This is a genomic window from Bacillus sp. T17B1, assembly GCF_026796395.1.
Classification (GTDB): domain Bacteria; phylum Bacillota; class Bacilli; order Bacillales; family Bacillaceae; genus Bacillus; species Bacillus spizizenii_A.
On the sequence record NZ_JALAYA010000029.1, the window covers coordinates 48,714 to 63,194 of the forward strand.

The 14,481-nt window shown below is 43.0% G+C and carries 16 protein-coding genes and 2 pseudogenes; 16 read left to right on the forward strand and 2 right to left on the reverse strand.

Translation table 11 applies throughout. The annotated features are described in order from the left end of the window. The first annotated feature begins 72 nt into the window (after positions 1 to 72). From MOF34_RS14250 to MOF34_RS14275, 6 genes and pseudogenes are all read left to right on the forward strand, one after another. A complete protein-coding gene (locus MOF34_RS14250) occupies positions 73 to 549 on the forward strand; it encodes a flavodoxin (RefSeq protein WP_268400585.1) in 477 nt (158 codons plus the stop codon). Continuing rightward, positions 539 to 1,441 (forward strand): annotated as a pseudogene (locus tag MOF34_RS14255) (WD40/YVTN/BNR-like repeat-containing protein). The gene MOF34_RS14250 and the pseudogene MOF34_RS14255 overlap by 11 nt, the downstream one beginning before the upstream one ends. Before the next feature lie 15 nt (positions 1,442 to 1,456). After that, positions 1,457 to 1,912 (forward strand): flavodoxin, encoded by a 456-nt coding sequence (locus tag MOF34_RS14260; RefSeq protein WP_268400587.1) that lies wholly within the window; start codon positions 1,457 to 1,459, stop codon positions 1,910 to 1,912. Positions 1,913 to 2,017: 105 nt separating this feature from the next. After that, positions 2,018 to 2,728, forward strand: coding sequence for a 2,3,4,5-tetrahydropyridine-2,6-dicarboxylate N-acetyltransferase (gene dapD / locus MOF34_RS14265; protein ID WP_268400588.1), 711 nt, complete (start codon positions 2,018 to 2,020; stop codon positions 2,726 to 2,728). A gap of 69 nt (positions 2,729 to 2,797) precedes the next feature. Further along, the gene (locus MOF34_RS14270) at positions 2,798 to 3,922 is read left to right on the forward strand and encodes an N-acetyldiaminopimelate deacetylase (RefSeq protein WP_268400589.1); all 1,125 of its coding nucleotides are present in this window, start codon (positions 2,798 to 2,800) and stop codon (positions 3,920 to 3,922) included. Positions 3,923 to 3,983: 61 nt separating this feature from the next. Further along, positions 3,984 to 4,229 carry a YkuS family protein gene (locus MOF34_RS14275; RefSeq protein ID WP_268400590.1) on the forward strand — a complete coding sequence of 82 codons (246 nt, stop codon included), beginning with the start codon at positions 3,984 to 3,986 and terminating at the stop codon, positions 4,227 to 4,229. 35 nt (positions 4,230 to 4,264) lie between these two features. On the opposite strand, the gene mscT is transcribed toward MOF34_RS14275, so the two are convergent. Continuing rightward, on the reverse strand, positions 4,265 to 5,068 hold the full coding sequence (gene mscT / locus MOF34_RS14280; protein ID WP_268400591.1) for a small-conductance mechanosensitive channel protein MscT: 804 nt from the start codon (positions 5,066 to 5,068) through the stop codon (positions 4,265 to 4,267). A 243-nt stretch (positions 5,069 to 5,311) separates the two neighbouring features. On the opposite strand from mscT, the gene ahpA reads away from it, so the two are divergent. From ahpA to rok, 3 genes are all read left to right on the forward strand, one after another. Continuing rightward, the gene (gene ahpA / locus MOF34_RS14285; protein WP_041905277.1) at positions 5,312 to 5,854 is read left to right on the forward strand and encodes a biofilm-specific peroxidase AhpA; all 543 of its coding nucleotides are present in this window, start codon (positions 5,312 to 5,314) and stop codon (positions 5,852 to 5,854) included. Between the two features lie 69 nt (positions 5,855 to 5,923). Next, positions 5,924 to 6,382, forward strand: coding sequence for a thiol-disulfide oxidoreductase YkuV (ykuV, locus tag MOF34_RS14290; RefSeq protein ID WP_268400592.1), 459 nt, complete (start codon positions 5,924 to 5,926; stop codon positions 6,380 to 6,382). A gap of 443 nt (positions 6,383 to 6,825) precedes the next feature. Beyond that, complete coding sequence (rok, locus tag MOF34_RS14295; protein WP_268400593.1) at positions 6,826 to 7,410, forward strand: transcriptional regulator Rok; 585 nt, start codon at positions 6,826 to 6,828, stop codon at positions 7,408 to 7,410. 42 nt (positions 7,411 to 7,452) lie between these two features. Here the strand turns inward: rok and MOF34_RS14300 are convergent, their stop codons facing one another. After that, positions 7,453 to 8,418, reverse strand: a complete 966-nt coding sequence (locus MOF34_RS14300; protein WP_268400594.1) for a sporulation protein — start codon at positions 8,416 to 8,418, stop codon at positions 7,453 to 7,455. 135 nt (positions 8,419 to 8,553) lie between these two features. Here MOF34_RS14300 and MOF34_RS14305 point away from each other — a divergent pair, with 135 nt between their 5' ends. From MOF34_RS14305 to MOF34_RS14335, 7 genes and pseudogenes are all read left to right on the forward strand, one after another. Beyond that, positions 8,554 to 9,153: a molybdenum cofactor guanylyltransferase gene (locus MOF34_RS14305; protein WP_268400595.1), complete on the forward strand. Its 600-nt coding sequence runs from the start codon at positions 8,554 to 8,556 to the stop codon at positions 9,151 to 9,153. Positions 9,154 to 9,203: 50 nt separating this feature from the next. Further along, positions 9,204 to 10,223, forward strand: coding sequence for a MoeB/ThiF family adenylyltransferase (locus tag MOF34_RS14310; RefSeq protein ID WP_268400596.1), 1,020 nt, complete (start codon positions 9,204 to 9,206; stop codon positions 10,221 to 10,223). Positions 10,224 to 10,240: 17 nt separating this feature from the next. Further along, positions 10,241 to 11,533 carry a gephyrin-like molybdotransferase Glp gene (gene glp / locus MOF34_RS14315; RefSeq protein ID WP_268400598.1) on the forward strand — a complete coding sequence of 431 codons (1,293 nt, stop codon included), beginning with the start codon at positions 10,241 to 10,243 and terminating at the stop codon, positions 11,531 to 11,533. Then, on the forward strand, positions 11,494 to 12,015 hold the full coding sequence (gene mobB / locus MOF34_RS14320) for a molybdopterin-guanine dinucleotide biosynthesis protein B (RefSeq protein WP_268400599.1): 522 nt from the start codon (positions 11,494 to 11,496) through the stop codon (positions 12,013 to 12,015). Before glp ends, mobB begins: the two co-directional genes overlap by 40 nt. Continuing rightward, positions 12,015 to 12,488: a molybdenum cofactor biosynthesis protein MoaE gene (locus tag MOF34_RS14325; protein ID WP_268400600.1), complete on the forward strand. Its 474-nt coding sequence runs from the start codon at positions 12,015 to 12,017 to the stop codon at positions 12,486 to 12,488. The genes mobB and MOF34_RS14325 overlap by 1 nt, the downstream gene beginning before the upstream one ends. Beyond that, positions 12,481 to 12,714 carry a molybdopterin converting factor subunit 1 gene (gene moaD, locus MOF34_RS14330; RefSeq protein WP_268400601.1) on the forward strand — a complete coding sequence of 78 codons (234 nt, stop codon included), beginning with the start codon at positions 12,481 to 12,483 and terminating at the stop codon, positions 12,712 to 12,714. The genes MOF34_RS14325 and moaD overlap by 8 nt, the downstream gene beginning before the upstream one ends. A 226-nt stretch (positions 12,715 to 12,940) precedes the next feature. Then, positions 12,941 to 14,480, forward strand: a pseudogene (locus MOF34_RS14335) (ABC transporter ATP-binding protein). Position 14,481 lies beyond the last annotated feature (1 nt).

Consider the following 14,481-nt stretch of genomic DNA (forward strand, 5'->3'; position numbering starts at 1 on the left):
ACAATGATAATCATTATCAGTTAAAGTAATACATACGATATTGAAATCATTATCAATTAATGAGGTGATAACATGGCTAAAGCCTTGATTACATATGCCAGCATGTCAGGAAATACAGAAGACATTGCCGTAATTATAAAAGAAACGCTTCAGGAATATGAGTTAGATATTGATTGTGTCGAGATAGATGATGCAGCTGTGTCTGCTTTGACATCCTATGATTATGTGCTGATTGGCACCTATACATGGGGCGACGGCGATTTGCCTTACGAAGCGGAAGATTTTTTTGAAGAGGTCAAACAGCTTCAGCTTAACGGCTTAAAAACAGCTTGCTTCGGATCAGGAGATTATTCTTATCCGAAGTTTTGTGAAGCGGTCAATTTGTTCAGTGTCATGCTGCAAGAGGCGGGAGCTGCTGTTTACCAGGAAACATTGAAAATCGAACTAGCGCCTGAAACGGATGAAGATGTGGAAAGCTGCCGAGCGTTTGCGAAAGATTTTCTAGCATGGGCAGATTATATGAACAAGGAAAAAATCCATGTTTCATAAAGGAGCGACTGCTGTCACAGCATCGGCATTTTCTGGTTATTTTGTGGCGGTACAAAGAGACGGCATTTTTCATTATTCTTTGGAACAGGGCTGGAGAAAGCTTTTTCGTTTGAAAAGCAAAATTCACTGCATCAGTTACATAGGGGCTTACTTATTTGGCGTCGGTGAAAAGGGAACGGTCATTCGCTCGTCTGACGAAGGGAAAACCTGGACGATGTCTAACTTTCCGACAAATGCAACAGTGTGGGCGATTACAGGCCGAGACGACGGATTTGTCTGCGCCCATGGCAAGCATTGCATTTATGTATCAGATAATTTTGGCGTTTCATGGCGCGTAGCTAGACCTTTTGCGGAATTTGATCACCCCCCTCTGTAACCTGTAATTCGTTCGTTGTGCCTGCACGGCGGCAATCTTTTCATCGGCACGCAAATACACGAATATTTTGGGGGCATTTGGTCTTACGATTTTAAACGTGATACTGTCCAAATTGTAAAGAAAGAAGCAAACCGGATGACGGCATCCATGCTCGTGTTCAAGGAGAATTGGCTAGTGGCGGCGATGGGTTCTGTGAAAGGAAAGCACGGTGCTGTCACTGTACGTAATGTTTCGACTGATGAAGAATTCACCATACAATCAAGCATGATCAGAAAAGAAGAATCATTTCTTGATATTTCAGAGGATGATGGAATTATATATGTCACAACGACACAAGATGAAAATGGTTATTCGAGAATTTACCAGGCTGATCTGGAAGCCCGAGCGTTAAAATGGTTCGATACCATTAAGGGGCATGGGTGGAGAGTGGCTAATCAGAAAGAGAATTTCTTTTGTGCAGGCTTGTATGAATGTAAATTTGTCCAGCCGTACGAAGTTTCAGCAATGATTCATTAGAGGAGGAATTAGGTATTGGGAAAGATTTTGCTCGTTTATGCAACAATGTCAGGCAACACTGAAGCGATGGCAGATTTGATTGAGAAGGGGCTTCAGGAGGCGGAAGTGGAAGCGGACCGTTTTGAAGCGATGGATATTGATAATGCACAGCTGTTTAACGATTATGATCATATTATTATAGGGTCCTATACGTGGGGCGACGGAGATCTGCCTGATGAATTTTTAGACCTTGCTGAAGATATGGATGAGATTGATTTTTCCGGTAAAACATGCGCTGTATTCGGTTCCGGTGATACAGCATATGAATTTTTCTGCGGAGCAGTTGATACGCTCGAAGCAAAAATAAAAGAGCGCGGAGGCGAAATTGTGCTGCCTTCGGTAAAAATCGAAAATAATCCAGAAGGTGAAGAAGAGGAAGAATTAATAGAGTTCGGGAGACAATTCGCAAAGAAAAGCGGAATCGCTGTCTGACTCACCCAATGGGAACTGCTAAAGCGGCTGTTCCTTTTTTTCTTGTCTTTATATCTTTCCTTTGATACAGTAATGAGGTAGAAAATCAGGAGGAGGACTATACATATGAAAATGATGGACGCAAATGAAATTATTTCATTTATTCAAAATAGTACAAAATCTACACCTGTAAAGGTTTATGTGAAAGGTGAGCTGGAAGGAATCAATTTCGGCGAATCTGCGAAAGCTTTTATCAATGGAAACACTGGTGTCGTTTTCGGTGAATGGAGCGAAATCCAAACAGCAATTGAAGAAAATCAAAGCAAAATCGAAGACTATGTGGTTGAAAATGACCGCCGCAATTCTGCGATTCCAATGCTTGATCTTAAAAATATCAAAGCGCGTATCGAGCCGGGCGCGATCATCCGCGATCAAGTTGAAATCGGTGATAACGCAGTCATCATGATGGGTGCTTCTATCAATATCGGTTCAGTTATCGGCGAAGGCACAATGATCGATATGAACGTTGTTTTGGGCGGACGAGCTACTGTCGGCAAAAACTGCCATATCGGAGCAGGTTCTGTGCTTGCTGGCGTTATTGAGCCGCCATCCGCAAAACCGGTTGTCATTGAAGACGACGTTGTGATTGGCGCAAATGCTGTTGTGCTTGAAGGCGTAACAGTAGGTAAAGGAGCGGTTGTTGCTGCGGGAGCGATCGTGGTAAACGATGTTGAGCCATACACTGTCGTTGCAGGAACACCTGCTAAAAAAATCAAAGACATTGATGATAAAACAAAAGGCAAAACTGAAATCAAGCAGGAATTACGCCAGCTGTAAGGAATGGTTTGATAAAAAAGGCGTGGATAATATATCCACGCCTTATTCGTATAGGCAGGAGGAATGAAAATGAAGAAAGAGGAGCTCATCGCAATCCGCAGAGATCTGCACCGTATACCGGAGCTTGGATTTCAGGAATTCAAAACCCAGCAATATTTATTAAATGTTTTGGAACAATATCCGCAAGACAGAATGGAAATTGAGAAATGGCGAACAGGGCTTTTTGTAAAGATCAACGGGACGGCGCCGGAAAAAATGCTGGCATACAGAGCGGATATCGACGCGCTCTCCATCGAAGAGCAAACCGGTCTTCCGTTCGCATCAGAGCATCATGGTAATATGCACGCCTGCGGACACGATTTGCATATGACGATTGCACTCGGCATTATTGACCATTTCGTTCACCATCCGGTCAAACATGATTTGCTGTTTCTGTTTCAGCCGGCCGAAGAAGGACCTGGCGGTGCGGAACCAATGCTTGAGAGCGACGTTTTAAAAAAATGGCAGCCTGATTTCATCACTGCGCTGCATATTGCTCCAGAGCTGCCAGTAGGCACGATCGCGACAAAAAGCGGCCTTCTTTTTGCGAATACATCAGAGCTTGTCATCGATCTGGAAGGCAAAGGGGGACATGCAGCCTATCCGCATTTGGCCGAGGACATGGTTGTAGCCGCAAGCACACTTGTCACCCAGCTGCAAACGATCATCTCTAGAAACACAGATCCGCTGGACAGCGCCGTTATTACAGTTGGTACCATTACCGGCGGCTCAGCACAAAATATTATTGCGGAAACGGCTCACTTGGAAGGCACGATCCGCACGCTTTCTGAAAAATCAATGAAGAAGGTAAAGGAGCGGATTGAAGATATAGTGAAAGGAATCGAAATCGGATTCCGCTGCAAAGGGAAAGTGACATACCCGTCAGTGTATCATCAGGTTTACAATACGAGCGGACTGACAGAGGAATTTATGTCTTTTGTTGCTGAACATCAACTGGCAACAGTAATCGAAGCAAAAGAAGCAATGACTGGAGAGGATTTTGGCTACATGCTGAAAAAATATCCCGGCTTCATGTTCTGGCTTGGTGCAGGCTCTGAACACGGACTTCATCACGCAAAGCTGAATCCTGATGAAAATGCGATAGAAACAGCGGTTAACGTCATGACAGGTTATTTTTCTGTTTATGCCAATTAACTATAAATGAAAGAATAAAATTCCATAAAATGAGCACTCTAGTAAACGGAGGTGTTCAATAATGGCTAAAAAAATTGGAATTGAACAATCGTTATCAGATGTAGAAGCTGCATTAAAAGAAAAAGGATATGACGTTGTAATGATGAAAAGCCCTGACGATGCAAAAGGCTGTGACTGCTGTGTCGTAACAGGTCTTGATAATAATGTGCAAGGGATAGCCGATACGGTAACACAAGCACCTGTCATTACAGCTTCCGGGATGACTGCTGACGAAATTTGCAGCGAAGTTGAAAGCAGAATTCAGTAAATAAAAACCGAAGCAAAAAGCTTCGGTTCTTTTATTTATTCTGTTTCTTTAGGAAAAGCACGGTCAAGCGCAGTTTTTATTTCCTTTCTAAGCACGCGCTCGACCCGCCATTGTTCCATATTTTCTGTTTTGGCAATGACTCTAATCACAATTTCAGAAGTGCCCAGTTCTTGAATTCCGATGACATTAGGGCCTTCTTTTATTTGCGGGAGAGCGGCCGCTGTCTCTTCACATACTTGCTGTAAAATATGAATTGTTTCATCAATGTTTCTTTCAGCAGGCACTTTTATATCAACCAAAGCCTGCATTGTTCCCCGCGAATGATTGCTCACGTTTGTAATGTTTCTGTTTGGGATATAATGGAGGGTTCCGTCAAAGCTGCGGATTTGAGTGGTTCTTAAGCCAACCTGCTCAACAATCCCGTCAAAGGTGGAAACAGTAATATAATCTCCAACATCCAATTGTTTTTCAAGCAATATAAAAAAACCTGTCACGATGTCGCTGACAAGTCCTTGGGCGCCGAATCCGACAGCCAGTCCGACGATTCCTGCTCCCGCTAAAAGAGCACTTGGATCGTAATGGAACAAATCAAGAACCATGACAAAAAATATAAAAATTAATATGTAAGCAAATATGTTAAGAGTCAGACTTCGGAGCGTATGTGCACGTCCGATAGACAAGCTGTGCTGCTCCTCGAATTTTGCAAACAGATGTTTAATGATTTTTATGCCTAAAGATCGAACGATAAAGTAGAGCAATACCATAATGACGAGTTTAATGAACAGGATACCGGCATTTGTAATCAGTCCCGTCCAATCGTATTGTTTAATAAAATCCATGTTGGAGCTCCTTTTCTGAATTGATTGCTGCACATTGAGGTGAGTTACCCTATGCATGAATATGTTAAACTCTTTATCCAAAAATGTCGAAACCAAAGACATACAAGATTTGTTAAAAATTGACTTGGAAAATCCGCTCCTTTATAATGGACATTGTGATGTTATTAACGAAATATGGGTGAACACCCTTTATTTTCATGTGAATCCGGCTTTTAAGCCAAACTATAAATTGGAGGGATACATATGGCAGAACGTATGGTAGGTAAACAAGCTCCTCGTTTTGAAATGGAAGCAGTCCTTGCAAGTAAAGAATTTGGCAAAGTAAGTCTTGAGGAAAACATGAAAAACGACAAATGGACAGTGTTGTTCTTCTATCCAATGGACTTCACTTTTGTTTGTCCGACTGAAATTACAGCAATGTCTGACCGCTATGACGAATTCGAAGATCTTGATGCTGAAGTCATCGGGGTTTCAACTGATACAATCCATACTCATTTGGCGTGGATTAATACAGACCGCAAAGAAAACGGCCTTGGCAAGTTGAAGTATCCGCTTGCTGCTGATACAAATCACGAGGTATCCCGTGAATATGGCGTTTTAATTGAAGAAGAAGGTGTGGCCCTGCGCGGATTGTTTATTATCAATCCTGAAGGCGAGCTTCAATATCAAACTGTTTTCCATAACAATATCGGCCGTGACGTTGATGAAACGCTTCGTGTTCTTCAAGCGCTGCAAACTGGCGGACTCTGCCCGGCTAACTGGAAACCAGGCCAAAAAACACTTTAATTCTTTCTAAGGACGAAAAAGGGTCTAAGATTTTCGTTAGGCCTTTCTGTTTAAAAGGAGGATAAAGCAATGAAATTACGTCAGCCTCTGCCTGAACTGACTGGGGAGAAAGCCTGGTTCAATGGCGAAGTAACGAGAGAGCAATTGATCGGGGAAAAGCCGACACTTATTCATTTCTGGTCCATCAGCTGCCATCTGTGCAAAGAAGCGATGCCGCAAGTGAATGAATTTCGTGATAAATATCAAGATAAATTGAACGTTGTAGCGGTGCATATGCCTCGCTCCGAAGATGACCTTGACCTCGGCAAAATTAAAGAAGTAGCTGCTGAACATGACATCACTCAGCCGATTTTTGTCGACAGTGATCATGTTTTAACCGATGCATTTGAAAATGAATATGTGCCTGCATACTATGTGTTTGATAAAACAGGACAGCTCCGTCACTTCCAAGCCGGCGGGAGCGGTATGAAAATGCTTGAAAAACGTGTGAACCGTGTTCTGACTGAAACAGAACAGGCATCTGAATAGTTCTTCAAAAACCTGATCTCATCAGGTTTTTTTTGTGAAAGAAAGCAAACGAAGAAGAGTAAGAAGATTATTTTTCCAAATTTATGCATAGAAAATGATGTTTTGTTTGATTGAATCGCTAAAAAAACCGTTAATTTTTGATGTTTTTCCTCAATTTTAGATAAATTTCATATCCCATAGCTCGAAAATTGTAGATATTACACTAAATTTCATTAAAGAAGTAAGTAATATATATTTTTTCAACATTATACCAAATGGAATTGAAGCCTCTCAATCCCTTGTGAATAAAGGATTCTTTTGAAAAATAAAACATTTTTAGAAAATAAGGAATTTTTCATAGAGTAAATATAATAGTAAAATGCTAAAATAATAGTTGATAAAATTACTTTTGTAATCTAATATCTTAATTAAAGATGTTAATTTTGATAGGGGGTACATTGAGGATGTTTAATGAAAGAGAAGCTTTGCGCTTGCGGTTAGAACAATTAAATGAAGCTGAAGTGAAAGTCATTCGTGAATATCAAATTGAACGTGATAAAATATACGCAAAATTAAGAGAGCTGGACAGGAATGGAAGCCCTTCCGAAATCAAAAAGGATATCCGTTCTGAAAAAAAACCTGACTCTCTGCCGGTTCTCGCTGAGCTAGCGGCTCAGGAAATCAGAAGCTATCAGCCGCAATCACAGCAGCAGTCTGTTCAGCCTCAGCTTCAATCTATTTCCTCTCTTCCTGCCGGTATACCAGACGGAACAACAAGAAGAAGAAGAGGGACGGCAAGACCGGGATCAAAAGCAGCTAAGCTGCGTGAAGCAGCCATTAAAACATTAAAACGCCACAACGCGGCGATTAAGAGTTCCGAGCTTCAAAAAGAGATTGAAAAAGAAAGCGGTCTTGAAATCCCTAATATGACAACGTTTATGCAAAGCTTAATTAAAATGTACCCGGAAGTGAAAAAGCCATATCGCGGCCAGTACATTTTAGAGGGCGAAATTGAGTCAACTGAATCTGCTGAATCAGCAAATGAATAAAGATACAGAAAAACTGCTTGGCATGGCTCAAGCAGTTTTTTTTTATTGAGGTTTTTTCTGTGAAGGTTTGTTTTCTTTTTCAAGATTAAGTTTATATACCCACTTTTGATATGGCTTTTCTTCAGCGGCTCTGTTTTTCAGCTCTTCGATTGTATGGCTCATGGCTTGGTCTGATGATTGGGCGCGGGCAAGCTGTTTTTGAAGCGAATGTATCTGTTTGGTGACATCTTCAAGTATGGTTTCTACATGATTTGGCTGCGCGTAGACTGCTGGAGCTTCTTCTGCCGTTTTTTCTTTTTGTTTCGTGCCGCCATCAATATCGGCAAAATGAGAAGCAATCCAGGCATCGCTTTCATCAAGCTGCCGTTTATACGATATAATAGTTTCGTGAAATAATATTTCTTTCGTTTTTTCTATTTCTAGCAGCCTTTCTTTCGTTTCTATGATTCGATCTTTCATATGATCAACTTCTATTTTAATATTTTTTAGCTGATATTCTTTTTCTACCATTTGCTCTTTTAGACGGCCGTTTTCGGCTTTTATCAATTCGGTTTGCTGTTTTGCCTGAAGCAGTGCGCCTTGTTCCTGCTCAATAGAGGCCTGAAGATGGCTGATTTGTTTATGAAGATTTTTATTTTCTTCTTCAATTTTGATATTAGCAATATGAAGTTTATGTTTTTCTACTATTTCGGCTTTGCGTTTATAGGTTTCAGCAGAAAGAAGCTCCTGCAAAGCAACGATTTTATCAAGTAGCTCAGCTCTTATTTGGTGCAGGGTTTGGCTGGTATGGGAGGCGTGTTTTTCTTTTGTTGACATTTGTGTTAATTCGGCAGACAGCTGCTGAAGTTTTTGTTTCATATCATTATTTTCTTTGAGAAGCTTGTTATTTTTCTGATGGAAGTAGCTTGCTTCAAGTTCGGAAATCAGCTTATGGCACCTTGAAAGCTCTGATTTTAAATAAAGGTTCTCCTGAGACACGTCGTGGAAAAAAGGACCTGATCTTTTCATTCGAACCATCTCCCTCATGATGTTAACACTACAATATGCAAATACTGAACAGCTATTCCTCTTTAATAAACAGACAAGCATTGGCATTGGGGCTTTGCTTTTGCTATGCTTTTAACGAACTAGAGGTGAGATGACATGAAGCATATAAATGTACTGCTGGCAGGAGGAGCTTCACGGCGCTTCGGAGAACCGAAGGCGTTTGTGAATTGGAGAGGCAAGATGTTTTACGAATGGGCTAAAAAGGCACTTGGAGAACATACGGTTATCATCAGCCGTCCTGAGTTTATTGATAGATTTCAAGAAAACGGTGAAATCGAAGTGTATCAAGATGCTGAGGCGTTTCAAGGAATGGGGCCTTTGGCTGGTATATATACCGCTTTTAAAAAGACAGACGGTGATCTTTATACTGTTCTATCCTGTGATACGCCGCTGATACAAAGGAGGACGATGCTGGAGCTCAAGCGTCTGATGACTGAGGGGATAGACGCGGTCGTCCCGATTTCAGACGGACGCGAGCACCCATTGATTGCGATTTACCATAAACGAATTATGCCGAATTTATATGATCAGCTCTCTGAGAAGAGATTAAGAATATCAGATTTGTTAGGCCAAATTTCGGTTTGTTACGTACAGGCTGAAGAGATCGGAGCAAATCCGCCAGAGTTTATTAACGTTAATACACGTGATGATTTTAGGCGTTTGGAAGAAAAAACGGACTCCTTCAGGTGGGACTGATGGAGCAAAAACATGTTAAGATGACATAAAAGGTAAGGAGAACAGGTTTGATGGAGGAGCGTTATTCACGGCAAATCAGATTTAAGCAAATAGGCGAAACAGGCCAGGAAAGACTGGGAGACTGCCATGTGCTGGTTGTCGGAGCTGGAGCGCTTGGGACTGCAGGCGCTGAAGGGCTTTCAAGAGCGGGGGTCGGTACCATTACCATTATTGACCGTGATTATGTGGAGTGGAGCAACCTGCAAAGGCAGCAGCTTTATACAGAAAGCGATGCCAAGCTCCGTATGCCAAAAGCCATGGCTGCCAAAGAGCATCTATCAGCGATTAACAGCGGAATACATATTGAGGCGTATGTTGCAGAAGGAACAGCTGAAACGCTCGAGCCGCTGATTGAAAAAGCAGATGTCGTGATCGACGCGACAGATAATTTTGAAACCCGCATGCTGATAAATGATCTAGCCCAGAAAACTAAGACACCGTGGGTTTATGGTGCTTGTGTAAGCAGTCAGGGGATGTTCATGACGATTATTCCGGGAGTAACCCCTTGTCTGTCTTGTTTGTTTGAGCAAATTCCTGTCGGTGGGGCGACGTGTGATACTGCTGGCATCATTTCGCCCGCTGTGCATATCGTTTCAGCTTATCAGCAGGCTGAGGCTTTGAAGCTGTTAACCGGACAAACAGAAGCGATACAGCGCGGTTTTGTGACATTCGATGTCTGGAACAACTCACATATGAAGATTAACGTTGATCATGTACGCCGTGAGGATTGTCCGTCTTGCGGGGCACATGCGGTTTATCCCTATCTACAAGACTGGAACACACCAAAAGCCGCTGTCCTGTGCGGCCGAGATACAGTTCAGGTAAGATCGGAATCATTAACAAGAATTCCGAAACAGGAGCTCATCAAGCGGCTGAAAACAATCGGCAAGGTAGAGGCCAATGCGTTTTTGCTGCATATTTTTTACGAAGATTTCAGAATCGTCATTTTCAATGACGGACGGGCACTGGTGCATGGAACAAATGATGTGAAAGAAGCCAATTCCGTGTTGGCAAGAGTAATTGGGTTGTAACAACAGGAGGGGTAAGAATGCTGGAGAAAAGAACACCGATACCGGTAGAAGAGGCAGTTCGGCGTGTCAGCCATTTGCAAAAACAAGGGGAGACAGAATGGGTGGCGCTTGAAGAGAGCCTTCATCGATTTTTAGCTGAAGATGTAACAGCGGATCATCACGTACCTGCATTTGACCGTTCGCCATACGACGGTTTTGCTGTTAGAGCGTGCGATACGGCTGAAGCTTCACGTGAGAACCCAGTTCGGTTTGAGGTTATAGATCATATTGGAGCGGGGGCTGTATCTGAAAAAGAACTTGGCCCGTTTCAGGCCGTGCGGATTATGACTGGTGCGCAAATCCCTGAAGGAGCAGATGCTGTCGTCATGATAGAGCTGACGCAAACCTTTGAGGAGAATGGGAAATCGTTTATGTCTTTAAAACGCCGCTTCCAGACGGGGGACAATATCTCAAAAACAGGTGAAGACGCTCAAAAGGGGAGTGTTTTATTGAGAAAGGGCAGCCGGGTGACACCCGGAGTGACTGCGCTTTTGGCAACCTTCGGATACGCATCGGTGCCTGTTGTGAGAAAGCCTGTTGTCGGGATTATCGCAACTGGTACCGAATTGCTGAATGTCAGTGATCCGCTGGAGCCAGGGAAAATCCGCAACAGCAATGCCAGTATGGTGTATGCGCAAGTGATAGAAGCAGGCGCTTCACCGCTTTATTTAGGGAAAATTTCTGATGATCTGGATAAAAGCTATGCCGCGGTCAAAGAAGCGATGAAAAAGGTTGATTTCCTGATTACAACTGGCGGCGTGTCAGTGGGTGATTTTGACTTTTTGCCTGCGATCTATGAAAAACTCGGAGCGGATGTGCTCTTTAATAAAGTTGCCATGCGCCCGGGCAGCGTGACGACGGTGGCGCATGCAAACGGTATGCTGCTGTTTGGCCTGTCGGGTAATCCGTCAGCATGCTATGTCGGCTTTGAACTGTTTGTCAAACCGATGATCCAGACATGGCTTCTCAATGAAAAACCGTACCCGATTTGTGCGGAAGCTGTTTTGACCAAGGATTTTCCAAAGCCGAACCCATTTACCCGATTTGTCCGTGCTTTCGTTTATCATCAGGAAGGAAAGCTGTTGGCGGCACCTGTCGGATTAGATAAATCCAGCTCCGTCACGTCACTTGCAGAGGCCAATGCGTTTATTATTCTGCCGGGCGGCACGAGAGGATATGAATCAGGACGAACGGTTCAAGTGCTGCTCATCAGAGAAGAGAATGGAAGTGAGTGGCCTTGGTCTGTCCTTTCCCAATCGTCCAGGTTGTAGGATTTCAAAACAGCGGGAAAACAACGTTTATCGAGCGTATTCTTAAAAAAGCTTCTCAACAGGGGCTCAATTTAGGCTGCCTTAAGCATCACGGTCACGGCGGTGAACCGCAAACGTTCACTGAAGGAAAAGACACTGACCGTTACCAGGCGGCTGGTGCTGATGTGACAGCAGTAGAAGGTGCTGGTGTGTTACAGCTGACTGCCCGACGCAATTGGGATTTGCCCCGGCTGATCGAGTTATATCAGTTTCTCGAAACAGACTGCCTTCTGATAGAAGGCTTTAAAAAAGCCCCTTATCCTAAAGTAGTCATACTAAGCGAAAAGGAAGATCTAGAAGCGCTGCAGACAGTAAATACAATTGCCATCATTTATAGAAAAAAAGAGCATATGACAGAGCATCAGGAATTACCGGTTTTTCATGTGGATGATCCGGTTGCCGTTGATTTTGTGCTCTCACAGCTGAAGGGAGAATCTGCATAATGGAACGGTTTGAGGTTACGAAAACACCCATTATTACTGAAGACATCATCAAAAAAGTGGAGAAACGGGAAGCAGGGGCAATTACTACATTTATTGGCACGGTTCGGGAATGGACCAACGGAAAAAGAACGGTTCGGCTTGAATATGAGGCATATGAACCGATGGCCGTGCAGATGCTGGCTCAAATCGGCGCTGAAATCGAAGAAAAGTGGGAAGGCGCTTCAGCGGCGATCACGCACCGTATAGGTGTACTGGATATCGGTGAAGCAGCGGTCGTGATCGCGGTATCTTCTCCCCATCGAAAAGCTGCTTATGAAGCAAATGAGTATGCGATCGAACGAATTAAACAGATTGTGCCCATTTGGAAAAAAGAAATTTGGGAAGACGGGGAGCAATGGATTGGCGACCAGCTTGAAACAACACCTTACCCGAACGGAAAACCAGATCTAAGAGAGGGAGAGCAGCATGATTAACATTCTTTTATTTGCAGGGCTTGCCGAACAGGCCGGCACACAAGCATTGGAAATAGATATGGAACAATCAACGACAGACGAAATAAAAGCGAGTCTAAAAGAACAATACGGCCTCGAATCCATTGATACAGCTATGATTGCCGTTAACGAAAGCTATGTAAGAGAAAATACCTCCGTATCTTCAGGTGACACGGTAGCCATCATTCCACCGGTCAGCGGCGGATGAATAGCCGGACGGCATTCAGCCATCCGGTTTTTCTGTATTTTTTTCGCATATCCCCAAGCATCCTCAGCATACAATGATTTTCTGTAAGCGTTTATTTCTACATATAAGTGACTCCCTATAAAGTAAGAGACCCACTCCATCATTAGACTGAATTTTTGAAAATCAATAGAAATGTATTTCGGGTATCGATATAGTAAAGATGATAAAAATTGGAAAGGTGCTGGTTATGGAGACATTTAAAAGATTAAAAACGTTTTATTGGCCGTACAGAAAGGTGTTCATGTGGTCGCTTCTAACTATGCTTTTGATGACTGCGATTACTGTCGTTTACCCGATTATCCTGCAAATTACGATTGATGAAATCGTACTGGGGAGGCAGTATCAGCTTGCAGCATGGGTCAGCTTGGGGTTTATTGCGGTAATGGTCCTGAAAGGAACCGCCACTTTTTTTCATCAATATTTAGGTGATATGTTTGGAATCAAATCCGTTTATCGGCTAAGAAATGGACTGTATGAAAAACTGCAGCGGCTTTCTTTTTCTTATTATGATAACGCAAAAACAGGAGATTTAATGTCCAGGCTGACAGCTGATGTTGAAGGGCTTCGTTTTTTCTTATCATACGGTCTCGCTGAGCTCATTCGATTCGGCCTGCTGGTCGCCATCAGCCTGTCGGTTATGTTTTACTATTCTGTTCCTCTTACGCTTGTGACTATAGCTGTTCTGCCATTTCTCGCTGTTGCGGTATATCAGTTTGACAAAAGGGTCCATCCAGCCTTTAGAGGCATCCGTAAATCGTTTGCAAAACTCAATACAAAAGTCCAAGAAAATATCAGTGGCATCAATACGGTTAAATCTCTTTCCAGGGAAGATTTTCAGATCAACACGTTTAATAAGGCCAATGCGGAATACAGGGCACAGTATTTACAAACATCATCCATTTGGTCTGCATATTTCCCTTTAATGGAATTCATCGGTAATATTTGTATTGTATCTCTCCTCTCTTATGGCGGCTACTTGGTCATGCAAAATCAGCTTAATCCCGGCGAGCTTGTCGCTTTTTTCAGCCTAGTCAATTATATGATGTGGCCGATTATGAACTTAGGGTTTGTAATCAATATGTTCTCTCAAGCAAAAGCGTCAGGTGAACGCCTGCTGGAAATTCTGGAGAAAGAAGAAGACATTACAGACCGAGCCCATGTTTTGCATAAACAAAAATTAACCGGCAATGTCCATTTCAAAAATGTTTCTCTTGCATACGGAAAAGAACAAACAAACGCGCTGTACAATGTAAGCTTTGAGGCAAATCCATCAGGAAGCTCCATAATAAAGTCGTGAGCCTGCGCCCTTTTTGCCGCTTCGATGATGTCTTCCATTGAGGCATCCGGCCTCCCGTGACACCATGCTGGGAGAGAGGGGAATGGGGCTCTCCGGCGGACAAAAACAGCGAATCGCCATTGCGAGAGCTATTTGTTTGAACCCAAGCATTTTAATATTGGACGATGCCACAAGCGCAGTAGATATGCAAACAGAGCACAGCATACATCTTGCCTTAAAAGAGGTCATGAAAAACCGCACAACCTTTATCATCGCTCACCGTATTTCTTCACTGAAGCACGCCGATGAAATTCTCGTTTTTGATAAAGGGCGCATTTGTGAAAGGGGAACACATCACGATCTTCTTGAAAAAGGCGGCTACTATAAAAAAATTTATGATTTGCAATACCGTGATGTCAAAATGATCAATGAGCCGCATCAGGTCGGATAGG

What these genes read in the sequence shown, in the direction of transcription:
- ahpA (WP_041905277.1), top strand. Translation starts at nt 5,312, where the DNA reads ATGGCAGAACGTATGGTAGGTAAACAAGCTCCTCGTTTTGAAATGGAA.
- rok (WP_268400593.1), top strand. Translation starts at nt 6,826, where the DNA reads ATGTTTAATGAAAGAGAAGCTTTGCGCTTGCGGTTAGAACAATTAAAT.
- mscT (WP_268400591.1), bottom strand. Translation starts at nt 5,068, where the DNA reads ATGGATTTTATTAAACAATACGATTGGACGGGACTGATTACAAATGCC.
- MOF34_RS14325 (WP_268400600.1), top strand. Translation starts at nt 12,015, where the DNA reads ATGGAACGGTTTGAGGTTACGAAAACACCCATTATTACTGAAGACATC.
- MOF34_RS14275 (WP_268400590.1), top strand. Translation starts at nt 3,984, where the DNA reads ATGGCTAAAAAAATTGGAATTGAACAATCGTTATCAGATGTAGAAGCT.
- dapD (WP_268400588.1), top strand. Translation starts at nt 2,018, where the DNA reads ATGAAAATGATGGACGCAAATGAAATTATTTCATTTATTCAAAATAGT.
- MOF34_RS14270 (WP_268400589.1), top strand. Translation starts at nt 2,798, where the DNA reads ATGAAGAAAGAGGAGCTCATCGCAATCCGCAGAGATCTGCACCGTATA.
- MOF34_RS14250 (WP_268400585.1), top strand. Translation starts at nt 73, where the DNA reads ATGGCTAAAGCCTTGATTACATATGCCAGCATGTCAGGAAATACAGAA.
- MOF34_RS14300 (WP_268400594.1), bottom strand. Translation starts at nt 8,418, where the DNA reads ATGAAAAGATCAGGTCCTTTTTTCCACGACGTGTCTCAGGAGAACCTT.
- MOF34_RS14310 (WP_268400596.1), top strand. Translation starts at nt 9,204, where the DNA reads ATGGAGGAGCGTTATTCACGGCAAATCAGATTTAAGCAAATAGGCGAA.
- ykuV (WP_268400592.1), top strand. Translation starts at nt 5,924, where the DNA reads ATGAAATTACGTCAGCCTCTGCCTGAACTGACTGGGGAGAAAGCCTGG.
- moaD (WP_268400601.1), top strand. Translation starts at nt 12,481, where the DNA reads ATGATTAACATTCTTTTATTTGCAGGGCTTGCCGAACAGGCCGGCACA.
- glp (WP_268400598.1), top strand. Translation starts at nt 10,241, where the DNA reads ATGCTGGAGAAAAGAACACCGATACCGGTAGAAGAGGCAGTTCGGCGT.
- MOF34_RS14305 (WP_268400595.1), top strand. Translation starts at nt 8,554, where the DNA reads ATGAAGCATATAAATGTACTGCTGGCAGGAGGAGCTTCACGGCGCTTC.